The following is an 18,263-nucleotide window of genomic DNA, read 5'->3' as shown; positions in this document are numbered from 1 at the left end:
TTTGAGTCGCTAATTATGGAATTCTGCCAGTCTGCATTTCCCCTGATCTGATGTAGAGCAGCTTCTAAGTGGGAATTAGTCCCCCATCGACCGGATCGGGCGACACGAACATGCGCTGAAGGCTTGGCGGAACGGCTACTGGGACCATGATGCTACTCGAATGCAAGATCGTGTCAGAACGTCCCGGGAAGGCTGCAGGCAGGGGATGTCAGGTCAATCAGCCTATAGATATGATACCGCCCATTCGCTGAGACTTCACGATGGGCATAGGAGGTGGGAATTCGTGCCTTGAGATGGACGCGGCTGTCGGAGCAGGCGAGCACGGCAGCAGCGATGGCCTGAACCTTCGGGCCGCTGACAAAAACGTTCACCACCGCACGCGAGCCGAACCCGTCGAGATACGTCTCGAAAGCATCGAGGTGGGCCATCAGCCCGAAAGCCTGGATGTCGCGAACTTCGCCATCTTCGAGCCGGTGGGTTTCACGTACCTTGGCCACCTGTTGATCGAGCAAAGCATCGATATGCGCATTCTTCTCGCTTCTTGGGACGAGGAGCGAGATCCGTTCCGGACTGACGATATCGATCAATCCGTAGAATACGTCGGCATCTCCTCCGATCCCCACGAGCAGGACTTTCTCTTCGCCCATTCCTCCGCTGCCTTGAAGATGAGGGACGGTGACGTATCGGTCCAAGCCGCTGGAAAAATCCTCTTTGCCGATCGCGTTCCCGTAGATACCTTCGGCGTACCCGAATTCGAGAGACTGAATCGACATTTTCTTGAATGCCACCGCAATCAGCCATTGGATGTAGATTCGCGGCATCGTCGAGCACTCGACGAAAACCTTCCGCAGGCTTCCTTCGTATGAGCCACATGAAGCGGCCATCTGAGTGAGCAGGTGATCGAGGAGATTGATGTTCTTCTGATACTCGATGGAAGGCTCGAGGGTGATCGCAGTCACTTCGACGCCCCATCGGGTACCCATAGCGATGAGCTTTCGCCGGTTTTCTTCGACGGCTGGGACGTTCGCTTCCTTCAGAGCAAAGTCCAGAACCACGATTTTGCCGACCTTCAGGTCAAGATGGTTTTCGAACGCGGCGAAACGCGTTTCCCATCCAAGCGCGACGATCGCGATATCTGCCTCCATCGTTTCGCAGGTACCTGCATCTCTCGCCTTCTCAGTGACGGCCAGATGGCCGAAGACTCGATACTCGACAGTTGAAGCGGTCATTCGAGATCGCTCTCGAAAAGCGAGTGCTGGAATTCGGTCTTGAGTGCGGGCCGCGCGACGAGCTCCTTAAACACCGAGTCGGCCCAGTCTTCTGGGAGCCGATGCCTGGTAAAAAGCAGGTCGACCATCTGCGCCGCAGGGATTGTGTTGATTTCGTACGGGCCGCGATAGGAGAACCCGAAGTAAGGTGCAAATCGCCGATGCAATCTGATCAGCATCTCCTTCGATGCGGGGTCGGCGCGGTCCACCTCAAAGTTGCCGGCGGCGGAGACCTCCCGGATAAACCCATCCCTTTCCGCCCGACGCAGGACCTCGTCCAGTTTTCCGCTGGGTTGCTCCAGTCGGTTCACCAGCGAGCGCATTTCCTTTAGATCAACCCTGAAAATGCCTCTCTCTGTCGTTCCTAGAGCATTTTCTTCGGCAAACTCTGTCTGGAGGCGAGCGGTCAGGTAACCCAACGCCCGCACCATGCGCACGCTCTCTTCTTCGTACGGATGTGAAAGCGCCTGAAGTCCATCAAGCTTCCGTTGAGAGGCGGCGTTCACAGCCTGTCTCTGCTGTTCGAGATGAATCTGTAAATCCGAGTTGATGAATTCCACCAGTTTTCGTGGATCACTGGAACTCGGAACACTGCGGCGGAAGATCTCTCCCATTATATCAAGGAAATCGCGTATACAGACGTCGCTCAATGATGTGATGATCTGGTGCCCTACGTACGGGTAGTCATGCAGACGCAGCATCTGGCACGCTTTCAGAAAAGCCCATCCCTGTTTCCGGGCGATCGACCTCTTCAGATTTGAAGCATCCGCCTTGCTCATGGGCCGGCGCTTGATTTCCGGGTTCATGAGCGCGAGCGCCAGCCCTTCGGCATAAGGGCGCGCTTTTCGATCAAGAAGGAATTGCTGCTGATCCGCCGTCCTCAAATTCACGGAGAGGAATTCACGTGCTGCATCAGCGAGTGCCACAAGCTCTTCTCTGCCCTCGGAATGACCCGATATGATAACCCGCTCGATGATGTCATTGACGGAAAGCCGCCCCAGCCGGTTTTTGAGCGAAAACGCGCTGAGCGCATCGTTGCGCTTGAGATCACTCCGCAGATGGTCAGGAAGCGCATAGTAGAGCCGAAGCGACGACACGTTCTCGCACAGCGTGGCGAACTCCCTCGGATCGACTGAATCAAGATTCTCGACGTCCCGGTCAGCATTCGAGAGCGACTGGCCGGGTATGATCGTCCGGATCGTGTCGTAAAGGCCGCCGATGTAGGCGAGGACCCATTTCACATTGCCGCGCGTCTTCCTCACCAAGGTGTTCAGGAACTGCTGTTGGAGCGGTGTCAGTGCCTCACAGTCGTCAATCAGGATCTTGAAGAAGGGCGCCCTGTCACCGGCGAAAGATGGGCCATTTAAAAGTGGGGTGATCGCGGTCGCGACCTTGTTAATGATCGCGCCAGGGTCTGTCGCTCTGAAGCCGGTCGCTCCCTCATCGGCGGCAAAGAAGAACGCGTTGAAGCATTCGTCGACGTACCGGGTTATCCCACCCCGCAGCTCATCTATGCTGAAGAAGTCGAGACGGGCAGGTTGGGGTATGAAGTGCAGCACTTCGCGATGCAGTGCCAAGGCGACGTCCCTATCTTCAGAGGCCCGGTATTTCAAGTGGCTGTCGCGTCTGAGCTGGCTGATGCTCTCGAGCAGGCGTTCGACTATCTTCAGCTCCAGATAGTGAGAGAAGATTACGAATTGCCGCGGGATCACGGCGGCCGTGTCGAAGCGTATCCGCTCCGGAATGAGGTTCAGAACCGCGTTGTCGATTAGGGGCGAAAATGTCTCATTGAGCTGGAAGAAGACGCCATACCAGCCGAGCTTGCCGACTTGGTCCGCGAGACTTTTGTCTTCGAGGATATGAACTGTGGAAAGCGAGCGAAGAATACTGGTCTTGCCGCTGCCTCTCGTCCCTGCGACGAAGACCGGCTTGGCGGCGGCAGAAATCAAGGCCGACTTCTGACTGAACCACAGTATCGGGCGACTTTCGTACTCGATCCTGTTGGGGCCGAACGGATTCTCCATCTCTATTCGTCCCTTACCTTAATGCGCCAAGCCGAGTTTGCCTTCGTGAGGCCGTCTATCTCGACGAAGCGCGCCGCTTGGAGCATCAGAAGAGAGTCTTCCAAATCTAGCCCGAGCTCGGCGGAGGCGGCAATCTCAGTGATCTCGTCCCAGAAGAGTAACCCATTCCCGCGCCTGGTGGCATGGTCGCGCAGTCGGCGCATCAGGTCAAACGTGTCGTTGTTCAGAAAGGCCTTGCCGTTGGACATAGTCGAGATGAAGCAATGTTCGCCTTCCATGACCGTCCCGTCGGCGACATTGGTGCGGTAGGGTATAAGTCGGATGCCGACGAGCTCTCCCTGATCGGTCGTGAAGAAGACGAGCTCATTGAAACCTGACTGTATCTCTGGTGCTGAGATGCAGATCAATTTGCCGTCCGGAAACCTTGGATCGTTGACGATCTCGACCGGATCGGCATGTATGTGTCCATGCAGGTAGACGATAGGCTTGTTGCCCTGCAGCAGCTGAGTTCTGACAAATCCGCTGTTGAGCATCTCCGCGTATGGCGTAATGCGCGGAGTCTTTTGTGGCAGCAGATTGTGATGGCCGATCATGATGCCGTAACGCATGTCGGGCTGCTGGAGCAATTCCTGTAGGCCTGCAAGCATCTCACGCGAGATGTATGGCGTGTCCATCTGACCGTAATACTCGTCGTCGGACGCCTCCTTGTCTGGATCGCTGGGAGGTGTCGCGGGCGAATGTCCCGAGGTGTCCGGCGAGCCGAGATCTACAGGTTCTGTAGAAGGACCGAGTGCCTCGAGACGATCACGAAGGAACGCGGGAAGGTTCTGAAGCTCCCAACTGCCTATCGCTGTGTTGACGAGGATGAAGTTTGCGCCTGCGGATCCTGTCGGAAGTCTGAAGTGCACGGGTTGGTCCACGGGAACGGTCTGCCAACCCAAGCGGGCGGCTAAACTCGCCATTTCGCTGAATTTCTCAGTCGGTCCAAGTTCGCGCGCGTCATCACGGTTCACATCGTGATTTCCCGGTACGAATATCAACGGAAGCGCCTTTGAACTGCGCCCCTGTGCGCGGCAGAGCAACGTGAAATGCTGGAATGCCGAAGCAATGAAAGTCTTGTCGCCACGGCTCGTGAAATCCCCCATGAAGGCGATCGAATCCAAGGGCTTCGAAGTCGTCAGCCGCCGAAGCTTCGTCAAGACGGCACGCAGCGAAGACGCGCGTAGCTTCTGCGTTATTTTCGGAGCGAACTTGCTATCCTTGGCATCGATGTTGCTAGAGGAAGGATGCCAATCCGGATAGTGAATATCGCCTACTTGAAGGATTCGCACCCGTCGCATAACTCGCCCCCCCGCCGAGAGCCATAGACTAATCCGTTCGCTTTTGCCAAGCGCGAAACGATCATCCGACCGCATCGCCTGGAAAGCGCGTTTATCTTTTTGTTGGTAATGGAGAGGCACGACGCAATTGTGCCCCCGGTTGCTTGTCTGCCCACCAAATGGGCACTCAATCTGGGCGCATGGCTTATGATTTCTCGAGTTTGTCCCATAACGAGTTTGAGGATTTGGCCCGCGACCTCGTAGGTCGCGAGATCGACAAGCGTTTCGAGGCCTTTCCCGAGGGACCGGACGACGCGATGGATGGTCGACATGCCCTTGCCGGCGGCGACATTGTGCAGGCGAAGCACTACCAGCGGTCAGGCTTCTCGGCGCTGAAATCCAAGATGAAGAGCGAGCGCACAGCCATTGATGGCTTGGCGCCCTCGCGATACTTCCTCGTCACGTCGGCTTCGCCCGCGGCAGGCGGACACCGGCATGCGCAGCAGGATGAAGCCAGTGAGGGCCAGTAATACACGACAATAGTCATTAGGCTAGAGTACAGTCGCCTTGGGAGGCTGTTCGAATTCAATCCGGCGCTTTTCGGCATCCTTTTTTCGTTTGGTGGTGTCGATACGATATTGGTCAATTCCATCAAGATCGCTCTTCATATCGTTTGGTGTTGGAACTGGAATGGCCTTGGCGGACGCCATGTCATGTCCAGAACGCTCCGAAACTCGCTTCATGGCCCAATAGATTCGCTTGTGGTCTTCGTCCTCGACCACCACACCCTTCAGGCTCTGTGTCTTGACATCGCTGTTAAATCGCTCGACGACTTTACCGAGCAGGATTTCTTCAACGAGCCTCTCCCAGGTTTCCCGAAGATCGCTGTAGAAATCCTTCGCTGACCTTCGCCAAGCATCGGTGGTGAAATCAGTGGCGCCGTCGAAGCTCTTCAGGCGCGTCTTGAGAGTCTCGATGCGCTTCGTGACAGACTGTGCGATCCACGGCTCGTCAGTTTCGCTAATCAAGCCAAAACCGGCAGATTCGGACTTGTTGATGTAGTTTCGAACAAGGGGAATCGGCGGATTGGCCTGCGCAGCTGCGTCAACCACCTCGTTGAAGAACAGAAGATTATGGGTGAAAATAATAATCTGACGTCCTGTGGCCGCTTCTTTTACGAGCCTTGCCGCGACCCGCCTGATCCGAACATGGTCGAGAGATGACACGGGGTCGTCGATGATCATGCCTTGACGCGATGTGTCTCCTCCGACCTCGGCTAAGAAACAGGCCAGGGCAAGCGCGCGCTGCTCTCCTTCGCTTAAGACCTTGCTGTTTGAGATCGCTTTTGCCGCGTTGAGCCCGACCTCGAAATAGCTCTGCCCATCTTGACTACGATCATTAACTGCGAACGGGATGTGCGTTAACGCCAGAGTCTCAATCTCGGCGACGACGCGCTTTTCGAGATCCTGCATGACGAGGCTTCGTCGAAGCGACGTCATCTGCCGTGACACCGAGCCTGTTTCGACAGCATCGCAGCATGAGAGAAGCTTGCGCCGCTCTTCGAGATTCGCCAAGCGCGCGAGAACGATGGTGAGATCGTCGCCCAGTTTTTTCCGATCCTTGAGTGTATCGCGACGAGCTCGATCGGTAGCGCGGTTCCCGTCGTCGGCCGCTGCCTTGTCGTCCGTCAGCGCTTCGGCCTCTAGCGCCTCCGCCTCCGTTCGGAGTTTCGATGCAACTGGCGCCGCAAGTTGCGGGAACGCAGCGTACTCGGACAGCGCAGCCGCAACGACAATTGCATCACGCCTTTTACCTGCCTCGACATAATATGCCGAGATCAGGGCCACCATCGCCTTGCGTGCGGCGGACAGATCGCCAAACTCTCCGAGAGCCGCCTCAACCGCCTCCCCGGTCGCAATGGTGAGTCCTTTGATTTGGCGCAGGGCCTCTTCATGGGCAATAGATGCGACTTGCGCCGCCTTATTTGCGGCGCCCGTTACGAAGTCATTGAAGGATTGGATCCGCCCCGCGGCGTCCGCCGTCATCGGCTCCTGGCAGAGCATGCAACGATCGCCTTCCTGATCTGGCAAGTGCTGATGATCGATGCCAGTGACGCTCGCTAAATAGGCTCGTGCATGGTCGAACATATACCGCCAGGGAGAAAGCCCAACGCCGCTCAACGGCATAGTCGCGAACGCTCCTGAGGCGGCAAGTTGTGCAGCCTGCGCTGTAGAATCGGCTGTTGCATATAGATTGCGATAAATCTCGAGGGCCGCCGCTGAGAGAGCCGCGTCGATCTGTTCAGATGCAGTCAGCAGTTTTTCCAAGGCCGCCTTGGCACGCCGACGCTTTGTCGCCATCGTTGAAGGGTCGCTTGCCAGAGCCTGTTCGAGGCCAGCGAGATCAGCCATGTCCTGCTCTGAGAGGGCAGCGAGGTTTTTGATTTCGGCTGCGGAAGGCATCACGTCCTTTGACTTGATTTCGAGACGAGCCAGCAGCTTTACGACCGCGCCGGCAGCTGTGTACCCACTCGGCAATGGTGTCTTTAGGTTCTTTTCGATCGCTTTGATTTCTTCCCGGAAGTCGGCTTCGAGCTCGGTGCGGTGACGTCCATGGCTTTCGAGAAGCGCGATGGCTGCGGGCAGAAAACCGATACGGTTTTGCTTATCGACGTAGAGGCGAGCGTTCGCGGAGTCGAAAACGGAGATCCGTGCAATTGACGCGGGGGGCAGCGTTCCGTCCTTCCAGGTTATGGGGGTCGGTTCCGTAGCACCCTCTTCGAGAAACCGGACAAGCACTTCGGCTGGCGGTTTGGTGCCGATCTCGAACACGTTGCCAAGAAGATCATCCGCCGTCAGACTACGGCAAAGCTTCTTCGCGATCCGGCAATAGCCGCTCTTTCCGCTTCCATTGTCGCCGTAGATAATGGTGATGCCATCGGTGGCGAAACGCAGTTGCTGCTCTTCGGCGAGGCGGTTCAAATGCTTGACGGGGCCGAGTGAGCAAAGCACCGCGCGCGGCTCGTTCGAACTGTTGGCCCTCAAATGCTCCGCCGAGAGCGGAGAGCATTCGGGCAGATCAGCGGTAAATCCACCGACGTGGCGGACCCGAGCTGTTACACCGGCCTTATCCTCCTGCTCGAGGTTGAAGCCCGGCCGCGCGGCGTGTCTTCTTAAGGCATCCCTAATCCAGTCGGGCTGCTTATCCGCCCATTCCAAAAGTCCAACCTCGGCCATTCCTGCCCCCCGAATCTTACCATCATTGTACTTATTGATTAGTCCAGATTCGATGAATTCGCTTGTCTGGACAAATTTTCCTCGCGATCGCACATAGAGTGCTGGAGATGTACCCAATAAATGACCTCCCCCCGCGCCGCTAGGTCAGCAAACAAATGCTTCAGCGATCAAACGTCTCCACAACGACATCAGCAATCAAAGGCATTGGACCGCGCGCACGAATTTAGGTAGCCGGCAACGCGTACGAGGAGATAGAGCTGGAAGTGCGTGCCTTTCGATAGTCTATGGGCGGAATTCGACCGCCTCACCGATAGGCCGATCGAGGTTCGCCGTCACTGTCGGGCTGGGTCCGAGTCCGCGATAGGCGCCACGACAGCGCTCGCGATAGGCGCGCAACGCTTGGTCCATGGCGCCCGGACCGCCACACATTTGCGGATGACGTCCTGCCCGTCTTGGGTTTCAGCAGCGTGCGCCGGCGCTCCGATTTCCGCGACTTTTGGATCCCCTCCAATCGTGACGACCGATTATCGCCTGTCTCCATTTCGACCGTTATCTGGGCGGTAACACTTTTAGAAATCTATGCTGCTGGACATAAGCGGCGACCATACCGAGAATTTACTTTCAAATTCTGGCGGCAAAGTTCTATCGTAAATGAAAATAGGGGATGGGGTATGGAAACGAGTTCGGAGACTGGCGATGCTGCCGGTATATCAGCCGCGCCCGTAATAGAAGTCGTGGCGGACATCGCCGCCAGCTTTACATATGCGTCCTTCCAAAATGCTATTCCGGTGATCCGGTCTATCGCGCTCAACAACCCGACCCAGCAGGGTTTCGAAAAATGCACTCTCGAGCTGACATCGAACCCCCCTTTTTTGCGCGCCAAAAGCTGGACAATTGATCGGATCGTTGCTGGCGACCGGCTTCCCTTAAGCGATCGAAAAATCGATCTCGACGCCGGCTATCTGGCCGGTCTCAACGAGGCTGAGCGCGGGGAGATAACGTTGCGCCTAACCTCAGGAGGCGCAGTGCTGGCCGAGCAGCGCGTTGCGGTGCGCCTGCTTGCCCGCGACGAATGGGGTGGCGTCGTCGATATGGCGCAATTGCTCGCCGCATTCGTCATGCCGAACGACCCGGCGATCGCAGGACTGCTGCGTTCCGCAGCGGAGCTGCTCGCAGCGCATGGTCATCCTTCCAGCCTCGATGGCTATCAAAGCGGCAATCCGCAACGCGCATTCATGCTGGCGGCCGCAATTTATTCGGCCATTGCTGGCCTATCGCTGCATTATGCAGAGCCACCTGCGAGCTTCGAAAGCCGCGGCCAAAAAATTCGACGTCCCTCAATTATTACGGCAGAAAAGCTGGCAACCTGTCTCGATACCAGTCTGTTATTCGCGTCCGCCCTGGAGGCGACGGGCTTGCATCCCGTCGTTTTGATGTTTCAGGGACACGCGGCCGTCGGCGTCTGGATGACACAAAGGACGCTCGCCAACGCCATTGAACCCGATGCCATGGAGGTCCGCAAGGCGCTGGCATCGCGCGAACTCATCGTGTTTGAGACGACAGGCGTGACGCATCGGCCGGCGATGACGTTGGAGGCTGCCCAACACGCAATCGAACAGCGGCTCGACGAAACGCAGGTAGCCACCTTTGTCGCAGCCATCGATATACGCCGCTCGCGCAGCGGCGGCATCACACCGCTTGCTTCGCACGAACCGACGCGCCGCAGCGTGGATGCAGAGGCGGCAACCGAAATCGCGTTGCCGTTGCCAGCCGCACCGGCCGTGGTAGCCCTGCCGGTCGAGATCGTCGAGGTAAAGCCGACGACAGCGGCCGGACGGATCGACCGCTGGCAGAAAAAGCTCCTCGATTTGACACTGCGGAACCGCCTGCTCAATTTTCCGGACTCCAAGAAGACAATTCCGTTTCTTTGTACTGACGTCGGCTACCTCGAGGACCGTCTGATGGCAGGCGCTTCGATCCGGCTGATTTCGCTCCCCGAACAGAATCCACTGGGCGAGCGGGATGCTGTCCTCTATCGCGAGGTGCACGGACGTGACCTCCAGCGTGGCTTTGCCGCGGAAGCGCTTCTGCGCGACGAGCTCCCGTCGACGCTCGATGGGCGTCAATTGGAATCCCGGCTGATCGATCTTTACCGGCAAGTGCGCAACGATTTTGCCGAGGGCGGCGCGAATACGCTCTTCCTGGCGGTCGGCTTCCTGCGCTGGAAGAAGAAGGCCGAGGACGAGCGCAGCTATCGCGCGCCATTGCTGCTCGTACCGGTCAAAATCGAGCGCCGCAGCGCAACATCGCATTTTACCTTGCGCTTCCATGAAGATGAACCGCGATTCAACGCAACCTTGTTGCAGTTTCTCGAACGCGACTTCGAGCTCAAACTGCCACAGTTTTCCGGTGAGCTGCCCGAGGACGAAAGCGGCGTTGATGTGCCGAGGCTGCTCGGTCTTATGCGCCAGGCAGTGCGCGACGTCCCCGGCATGGAGGTGGTGGACGAGACGGCGCTGTCGACCTTTTCCTTCGCCAAGTTTCTCATGTGGAAGGATCTGGTCGAGCGTACCGATGCGCTGCGCGAAAACCGTGTCGTGCGCCATCTGATCGACACGCCGGAGATAGCTTTCGAGGGCAATGGCGCATCATTCCGCGACGAGCGCGAACTCGACCGGCACTATGCCCCGTCCGACATGGTTTTGCTGCTGCCGGCCGACTCCTCACAGACCGCCGCAAGTCTTGCCGCCGCTGAGGGTCGCGATTTTGTCATCATCGGTCCTCCCGGCACTGGCAAGAGCCAGACCATTGCCAACATGATTGCCAACTGTCTTTCAGTTGGCAAAACCGTGCTGTTTGTGGCCGAGAAGACGGCGGCGCTCGATGTGGTGTATCGCCGCCTGCGCGAACATGGCCTGGGCGCGCATTGTCTCGAACTCCATTCCAGCAAGGCGGACCGACGCAACTTTCTCACCCAGCTCAGGATCAGCTGGGAAAGCGGCGTGCGCGTGGACGCAGCGGAGTGGATTGCGATCAACGAGCGGCTTCGCGTCCGTCGCGACGAACTGAATGCCTATGTCGAAGCGCTGCATCGGCACCATGTCAATGGTCTGACGCCTTATCTGGCGCTCGGCATCGCTCTCAAGAACAAGCGGCAGCACGCTCCGAGATTGTCCTGGCCATCGCGCGATTCCCATGACGAGGCAAACCGGCTGGCGCTGGAGCATATTGCCGCCGAAACAGGTCTCGCATTTCAGTCGGTGGAGATGCGGTCGGTCTTGCGTCTTATAGATGTCACCGAGTGGACGTCAGGCTGGCAGGACAATTTGCTCGAAGGGGCAAAGACCCTCAAGAATGCGTCCGAGGTTCTAGCGACCGCACTCGACGCCTTCCTGGTGAGCATCGGCCTGCGCGCCAAAGGCGACGCGTCAAAAGCGGAGCTCGAAGCGCTGCGAAAACTAGCAGCGGCACTCCAGGACAGTGCCGGCTATGACGTCAGCATTGTCTTTGATCGAGATTTCGCCCAGTTGCGGGGAGCCCTCGCCACTCTCAATGAGGCAATCGGAGACTATCGCAAGTCTCGCAAGGACCTGTCGGCCCGCTATGACGAGGCTGCCGTTGCGCGCATACGGGTGGAGGACATAGAGCAGCAATGGCAGCAGGCCGCTTCTGCATTCTGGCCAAACAGTCAGTTGGGCAAACGCAAAGTCCAGAAGCTGCTTCAAGGCTATGTCACAGAGGGGGTAGCCGATCCTCAGCACGACTTGCTGCTGTTGCGCCTGATGCAGGACCGCCGGGCCACTGTCGAAGCCAACATCCTATCTGGGAAGCCGATCGGATTTGCCGCACTTGATACCGACACCCACCGTATCGATCAGATACTCTCGATGGCCGAAAGGCTTCGACAGACGCTACGCCTGCCCGGCCTCGGCACGGAGGATTTCAAAGCGCTCCTGCAAGCAACCGCCCCGAGCCTGCGAAGCGGTGCAGCAGATAGCACGATGCGCTATGGGGCAGCCCGCTTCCTTGCGGCTTCTGCAGCATTCGAGGCTGCCAAGACCCAATTTGCGATCCCTGCTGGAAAGACGCCTTCTTGGGCAGAACATGATAACCCGCTGACCGAATTGACGACTGCGATGGGAGACTTGCTCGACGCCCGTCATCTTCTCCGGGACTGGACTTCGTGGTGCGGCATTCGTCGCAGGGCTGTCAGTCACAATCTGGGAGCGTTGGTCGACGATATCGAGGCGGGTCTAGTGCGACCAGCTGAAGCTCAATCCGCGTTCCGCCTGGCCTATGTACGCTGGTGGCTGCCGGCCACGCTGGATGCCGATCCGGTGCTGCGGAATTTCCGTCGCTTCCAGCACGAGCACGCCATCGAAGATTTCCGGGAAATCGACGATCTTGTCCGCGCTCAAGCAAGCCTTCGCGTCATCAGTGCCATCGCTCATGGTTTGCCGGCTGTGCAAGGCGTCCCGCGCAATTCCGAGTTGGGCCTGTTGCGCCATCAGATGGAATTGCAGCGGCCCAGCCGGTCAATCCGCGAGATGATTGGCGCGATGCCGACGAGCTTTGCCAAGCTCGCGCCGTGCATGCTGATGTCCCCTCTTTCAATCGCTCAATATCTACCGCCCGACCAAGCCCTGTTCGACGTGGTGATTTTCGACGAAGCATCGCAGATCACCACCTGGGACGCCGTCGGTGCCATCGCGCGAGCCCATCAAACCATAATCGTAGGCGATCCCAAGCAGTTGCCGCCCACCAATTTCTTTGGCCGCAACGAGGAGGACGAGGAAGTCGTCGAACACGAAAAGGATCTTGAGAGCATTCTCGACGAAGCCAAAGCGGCCGGCATCCCGGTACGTGACCTGCGCTGGCATTATCGTAGCCGCAATGAGTCGCTGATCGCCTTTTCCAACCATCACTACTATCAGAACCGGCTCATCACATTCCCTTCGCCAACGGTGGAAGATCGGGCAGTTCAGCTGCGAAAAATCACGACCGGCATCTATGACCGTGGCAAAAGCCGCACCAATCGAATCGAAGCCCAAGCGGTAACCGACGAGGCGGTCAGCAGGATGCGGCGTTGGCTGGCCCTACCGGAAAAGGACCGACCCACGCTCGGAGTCATCACTTTCAACGCGCAACAGCAGTCGCTCATCCTCGACCTTTTCGACAAGGCACGCCAGACAGAGCCGGAGCTTGAATGGTTCTTTGCCGACGAGCGTATTGAGCCCGCCATCGTCAAGAATCTGGAAAATGTCCAAGGGGACGAGCGTGACATAATCCTGTTTTCGATCACCTTTTCGCAAGATAATGCCGGCAAGCGCAGCATGGATTTCGGCGCGCTGAATCGGGACGGCGGCGAACGCCGGCTGAATGTCGCGGTGACGCGTGCGCGGCAGGAACTGATCGTATTTTCAGGTTTTGCCGCCGACCAGATCGACCCCAACCGAACCAAAGCGATCGGCGTACAGCATCTCAAAGCCTTTCTCGATTTTGCCGAACGCGGCGCTGTGGCATTGCCAGCGCAGGAACGCGGATCGGTCGGAGCCCTGGAATCCCCTTTCGAGGAGGCCGTCGCTGCCGAGCTTGAGAAGCGCGGATGGACCATCGTTCCTCAAGTCGGCATTTCGGGCTTTCGAGTGGATATAGGGATCCGGCATCCCGATCTCGCCGGCGCCTATCTGGCTGGGGTCGAATGCGACGGCGCGACCTATCACAGTTCTGCCACGGCGCGAGATCGAGACAAGGTCCGCGAGCAGGTCCTGCGCGGCCTCGGGTGGAACATTGTCCGGGTATGGTCAACCGATTGGTGGTTTGATCTCGAAGGTTGCACCGAGAGGCTTCATGCCAGCCTGGCCGCGCTGCTCGAGGAAAGCCGTCGCAAACAGGCTGAACAACAGGAAAGTGAAGCCGCGATCCATTGGGACATGGGACATAAGGTCGACCCCATGGACCCATTGCCAGCCGAAGACCTAGCATCGGCCGGCGAACCGGAACATCCGTCGATAAAATCAGAGCCAGAACTTGTCGCCGCTCCCCTCGCGACGGGAGAGCGCCCATCGGCATCTGCAGGAATTTTGCCTGCGGCCGCGCATTCGACGCATGATACCGTACCGACGGGCGGCCGTTATCGCCTGACTGATCTAACCGGATTTTCCACCAGCCCGGATCAGTTTTATGACTTCGTCTACCGAGGCACGCTGCGGTCCATGGTCGACGCGGTGATCGAGCAGGAAGGACCTCTGCGAGATGACGTCCTTGCGCAGCGCATCGCACGGGCGCATGGCTGGCTCAGAACGGGCAACAAGATTCGGGAGCGGATCGACCTGCATCTGCGCGAGTTCGATAGAACTGAAGAATCCAGCGGCAGCTTCCTATGGAAGAGAGGGACGGTGGTCGACCTGCTTGATTATCGCATGCCGTTCGATGCCGATGCCCGCCGGTCCATTGCCGACATTCCAATCGCCGAGCTGGCCGCTGTCGTCGTTGCGAACGAGGACATTCTGGAACAGTCCGACCCCGCTCTCGACCTTGCACGTCTGCTCGGTGTCGAGCGACTTGCGGCGATTTCACGCTCCCGGCTGGATGAAGCCATCGATCGCGCCCAGCGCAACCTGGCATCGACATAGTCTCGGAGACTCCATGTTTCGATTCATCCACAGCTCCGATCTTCATATCGGCAAGCGGTTCGGCAACATGCCAGAGGATCTGCGCGGGCGGCTCCGTGAAGCGCGCCATGGCGCGATCAGCCGGCTGGCAGAGCAGGCACGCGTCCATGGTGCATCCACCATACTTCTGGCCGGCGATACGTTCGATACCGAAACGCCCACTCCAGCGATGTTGCGGCAGGCCATGGCCGAGATGAGCCAGAGCGCGCCTCTGCGCTGGATATTGCTGCCTGGCAACCATGATTCCCTGTTGGCTGATCAATTGTGGAGTGCAGCGGACAGCGTTGTGCCGGACAATGTCCTGCTGGCGACGCGGCCCGAAACCCTGACCATTGGCGCGGACGTGGCGCTGCTGCCTGCACCTTGCACCACCCGCAGACCCGGTCGCGACCTTACCGAGTGGATGAACAGCGCCGCGACGCCGCAAGGCGCCATCCGGCTCGGCCTTGCTCATGGCGCTATTCAGAACTTTTCCGAAGATTCAGCAGCGTCCGATGTCATTGCACCAGATCGCGCGACTAAGGCCGGCCTCGATTATCTGGCACTTGGCGACTGGCACGGACCCGTCACCATCAATGAGCGCAGCCGTTATAGCGGTGCGCCCGAACCTGACCGTTTCAAGCATGATACACCCGGTCAGGCCCTTGTCGTTTCCATTGCCGGGCCTGGCGCCGTGCCCGAGATCGTGGCCGTTGAAACAGCTAGCTTTTCCTGGAAAACCGCTCCCCTGCATCTGCTGTCTGGCGACGACAGCGCCGCGGCATTTGAAGCGTTGCTTCCACCGGCTCATCTGCGGCGTCAGACTTTGCTGCGAATTGCCGCGTCTGGCCGGGTGCGGTTAAGTGGGCGAACGATCCTTCAAGCGGCGATCGCGGTAGCCGCGCCCGACTTCGCCTATCTGGAACTGGACGGGGACGGGCTCGCGACCGACTGCGAAAGTGGCGATTTGGATCGGATCGACCGCTCTGGTGCCCTTCGCGAGGCAGCGCAGGCACTGTTGGATGAAAGCAGCGACGAAACCCGGTCGGCTGTCGAACGCGACATATCGCGAGAAGCACTGGTTCGGTTGTTCAGCTATTGCGAGGCGATGGGATCATGAAACTTACGGCCCTTCGGCTCCACAACGTCAAACGGTTCGCCGGGCAAGGCGTCGCCATCGAAAACATCGGCGACGGCGTCAACGTGCTTTGCGCGGTCAATGAGTTCGGCAAATCAACCTTCTTCGAAGCGCTGCACGCACTCTTTTTCCAGCCTCACACGGGCACACCCGAAGGCGTGCGACTGTTGCGGCCTTACAGTGGGGGCAATCCGGTGGTGGAGGCCGACATCACCACTTCAGAAGGACGCTATCGACTTGCCAAGCAGTTTTATGGCGGCAGGCTGGCCAGCGTTATTGACCTCGACGGCGGGCGACTGTTGGCTCAAGCCGATGAGGCCGAAGCCTTTATCGGCAAACTAATCCATGGCGGAAGCGCAGGACCGGCAGGATTGCTCTGGGTTCGCCAAGGGGTCACCGGCATCGAAAGGCGCAGCAAAAGCGAGGAGGACGGCGAAAAACGCGTGCGCGAAAGCCTACTGTCCTCGGTTCAGGGGGAAGTTGAAGCCCTGACCGGCGGGCGACGCATGGCCGAAATCGCCGCGGCATGTGAAGAAGAACTCTATAGCCTGGTTACGTCAACGCTGCGTCCCAAGAGCGGCGGTCTCTATGCGGCAGCGCTCGACGAGCGTGACAAGCTGGTGAAAGACGAGCAGCGTCTCAGCGCCGAAGTCACCGGTCTGCGCGATTCGCTCGACAAGCGGCGCATGGCGTTGGCGCGTCTGTCTGAGCTTGAAAACCCCGAAGAAGGCGCCACTCGGCGGGAAGCCATCTCGGCCGCGGAAGCCGCAGTCGAGGCCGCCAAATCGCACAGCGAAGCCTTGAAAGCCGCCGAGGCGGAAGCTGCCCTTGCCGCAATTCACCACGACGCGGCGCAGCAGGCCCTCGATAGTTTTCGGACCGCGCTCAAACGAGCCACGGATTTGCGCCAGCAGTCGACGATTGCGCAGCTTCGCCGCAGTGAGGTTCTCGATCGGCGCGCTTCTGCCATTGCCGAAAACGAACAAGCGATGGGCGAAGTTCAAGCAGCCGAACTGGAAGAGCGCGAAGCACGCGAATTGCTCGCGCGGCTGGATGCGACTCTTTTGGCGCGTGACGCTGCCGAACAACTGGCCGGCTCGGACAACCGGTTGAAACAAGCCGAAGTCGCCAGAACCCAGATCGAAGATGGAGAGGCAGCACTGGCGATGCTGGCGGTGCCGGAACAAGCTGTCGAGCAACTCCAGGCGCTCGAAATCGAGATCGCCAGCCTTCGTGCAGCTCACCTGGCAACCCTGCCGACGCTATGCATGGAATACCGGGACGGCGCCGCCGATTTGGTGACCATCGATGCCAAGCCCTTGCCCCATGCAGAAGACCAAAGCTTTGCTGGCACCGTACGCCTGGATATTGCCGGCATCGGAGCCTTGACCCTGCGATCGAATCGGCCGCAGCAGGCCGACCGGACCATCGAAGACGCCGAAGCGAAGCACCGCAGCCTGCTTGCGTCCCTCGGTGTCGATAGCCTCAGGACGGCACGCCAGCGCCTAGTGGAAGCGCGCGACAAAGCTACCGAACTGGGCTTGGCGCGTCAGCGACTTGCCGATCTCGCGCCCAAGGGGATACAGCAATTACACGAGGAGCTTGCTCGTCTGAGTGCCCTCGGGGCCGGGGACCTCGAACTCAAAGTCGATCCAGAACAGATCCGGCAACATCATGCCGCAGCCGAGCAGCGTGTGGCGACAACACGCAACAGCGTGCGCGAGGCCTTGCCTTTGCGCAGCCATGCCGACGAGGCTGTCATGGCTGCGGAGACGGCTTATGTCACCATCCAGGCGGAACTGACCAGCCTCGAGGTCATATTGGGACCCGATGCAGCGCGCGAGGAAAAGGGGCGCTTGCTGCTCACCGAGGCCACCGCACGACAAAAGCTGCGCGAAGCGGCCGAAATGCGCGCTGCTCCCCTGCGCGACGGCGCTCGCGATCTCACCAGCGCTGAAGCCGTTCTGCGCCGCGCCCGTTCGGTTCAGGATGCCGCCACACAGGAAGCAAGTCAGTTGCGTGTAACCCTGGCCGATCTCAATGGCCATATTCGCACTCGGTCCGACGACGCGGTGGAAGAAGCTTTGCGCGAGGCCACAGAAAAATTGGAAATCGCTGGAGAGCGAGCGAGACGCTTCGAATTCGAAAAAGCCGTCCTCGACCGGCTGCGCACGACGCTGGTCGCTGCGCGCTCGACGGCACGCGATCTTTATCTGAAGCCGGTCATGTCCGAGCTGCGACCGCTGCTTGGATTGCTATTCGATGACATCTCCATAGTGTTCGACGAGAACACACTGTTGCCACAGACCGTTCGCCGCAATGGTCAGGATGAGGATGTCGATAGGTTGAGTGGCGGCATGCGAGAACAGCTTTCGGTTCTGACACGTCTGGCCTTCGCCCGTTTGCTTGCCCGCGACGGCCGACCCACACCGGTTATCCTGGATGACGCTTTGGTTTATTCCGATGACGACCGCATCGAGCGCATGTTCGACGCTTTGCATCGTCAATCACACGATCAGCAGATTCTCGTTTTCTCCTGCCGCCAACGCGCGTTTGCAAAACTCGGCGGTAACATTTTGCAGATGAGCGACTGGCAACCGGGTCGGTCATAAGCGGAGATCGCGC

The 18,263-nt window shown here is 58.7% G+C and carries 8 protein-coding genes; 4 read left to right on the top strand and 4 right to left on the bottom strand.

Annotated features, from left to right (window positions below; translation table 11 throughout):
• Nucleotides 1-173 precede the first annotated feature (173 nt).
• The 3 genes from EN853_RS23190 to EN853_RS23180 are packed head-to-tail and all read right to left on the bottom strand — an operon-like array spanning nt 174 to nt 4,752.
• Nucleotides 174-1,229, bottom strand: coding sequence for a hypothetical protein (locus tag EN853_RS23190; RefSeq protein WP_126057630.1), 1,056 nt, complete (start codon nt 1,227-1,229; stop codon nt 174-176).
• Nucleotides 1,226-3,292: a hypothetical protein gene (locus EN853_RS23185; RefSeq protein ID WP_126057629.1), complete on the bottom strand. Its 2,067-nt coding sequence runs from the start codon at nt 3,290-3,292 to the stop codon at nt 1,226-1,228. The genes EN853_RS23190 and EN853_RS23185 overlap by 4 nt, the downstream gene beginning before the upstream one ends.
• Nucleotides 3,293-3,294: 2 nt before the next feature.
• A complete protein-coding gene (locus EN853_RS23180) occupies nt 3,295-4,752 on the bottom strand; it encodes a metallophosphoesterase (RefSeq protein WP_126057628.1) in 1,458 nt (485 codons plus the stop codon).
• Nucleotides 4,753-4,811: 59 nt separating this feature from the next.
• Here EN853_RS23180 and EN853_RS23175 point away from each other — a divergent pair, with 59 nt between their 5' ends.
• On the top strand, nt 4,812-5,141 hold the full coding sequence (locus tag EN853_RS23175; RefSeq protein WP_186815491.1) for a hypothetical protein: 330 nt from the start codon (nt 4,812-4,814) through the stop codon (nt 5,139-5,141).
• Between the two features lie 21 nt (nt 5,142-5,162).
• On the opposite strand, the gene EN853_RS23170 is transcribed toward EN853_RS23175, so the two are convergent.
• Nucleotides 5,163-7,847 carry an AAA family ATPase gene (locus EN853_RS23170; protein ID WP_126063811.1) on the bottom strand — a complete coding sequence of 895 codons (2,685 nt, stop codon included), beginning with the start codon at nt 7,845-7,847 and terminating at the stop codon, nt 5,163-5,165.
• Between the two features lie 671 nt (nt 7,848-8,518).
• Between EN853_RS23170 and EN853_RS23165 the strand changes: the two genes are divergently transcribed.
• Genes EN853_RS23165 through EN853_RS23155 form a run of 3 tightly spaced genes read left to right on the top strand, consistent with a single transcriptional unit; the run spans nt 8,519 to nt 18,250 of the window.
• Entirely contained in the window at nt 8,519-14,482 is a 5,964-nt protein-coding gene (locus EN853_RS23165) for a DUF3320 domain-containing protein (RefSeq protein ID WP_126057627.1), read from the top strand.
• Between the two features lie 13 nt (nt 14,483-14,495).
• Complete coding sequence (locus EN853_RS23160; protein WP_126057626.1) at nt 14,496-15,620, top strand: DNA repair exonuclease; 1,125 nt, start codon at nt 14,496-14,498, stop codon at nt 15,618-15,620.
• Nucleotides 15,617-18,250, top strand: a complete 2,634-nt coding sequence (locus tag EN853_RS23155; protein WP_126063810.1) for an ATP-binding protein — start codon at nt 15,617-15,619, stop codon at nt 18,248-18,250. The genes EN853_RS23160 and EN853_RS23155 overlap by 4 nt, the downstream gene beginning before the upstream one ends.
• The last annotated feature ends 13 nt before the right edge of the window (nt 18,251-18,263 follow it).

Origin of the sequence: Mesorhizobium sp. M1C.F.Ca.ET.210.01.1.1 (assembly GCF_004791585.1) — a bacterium.
Taxonomy (GTDB): Bacteria; Pseudomonadota; Alphaproteobacteria; order Rhizobiales; family Rhizobiaceae; genus Mesorhizobium.
Note: the sequence above shows the minus strand (reverse complement) of the source record. Positions and strands in the feature narration are given on the sequence as shown.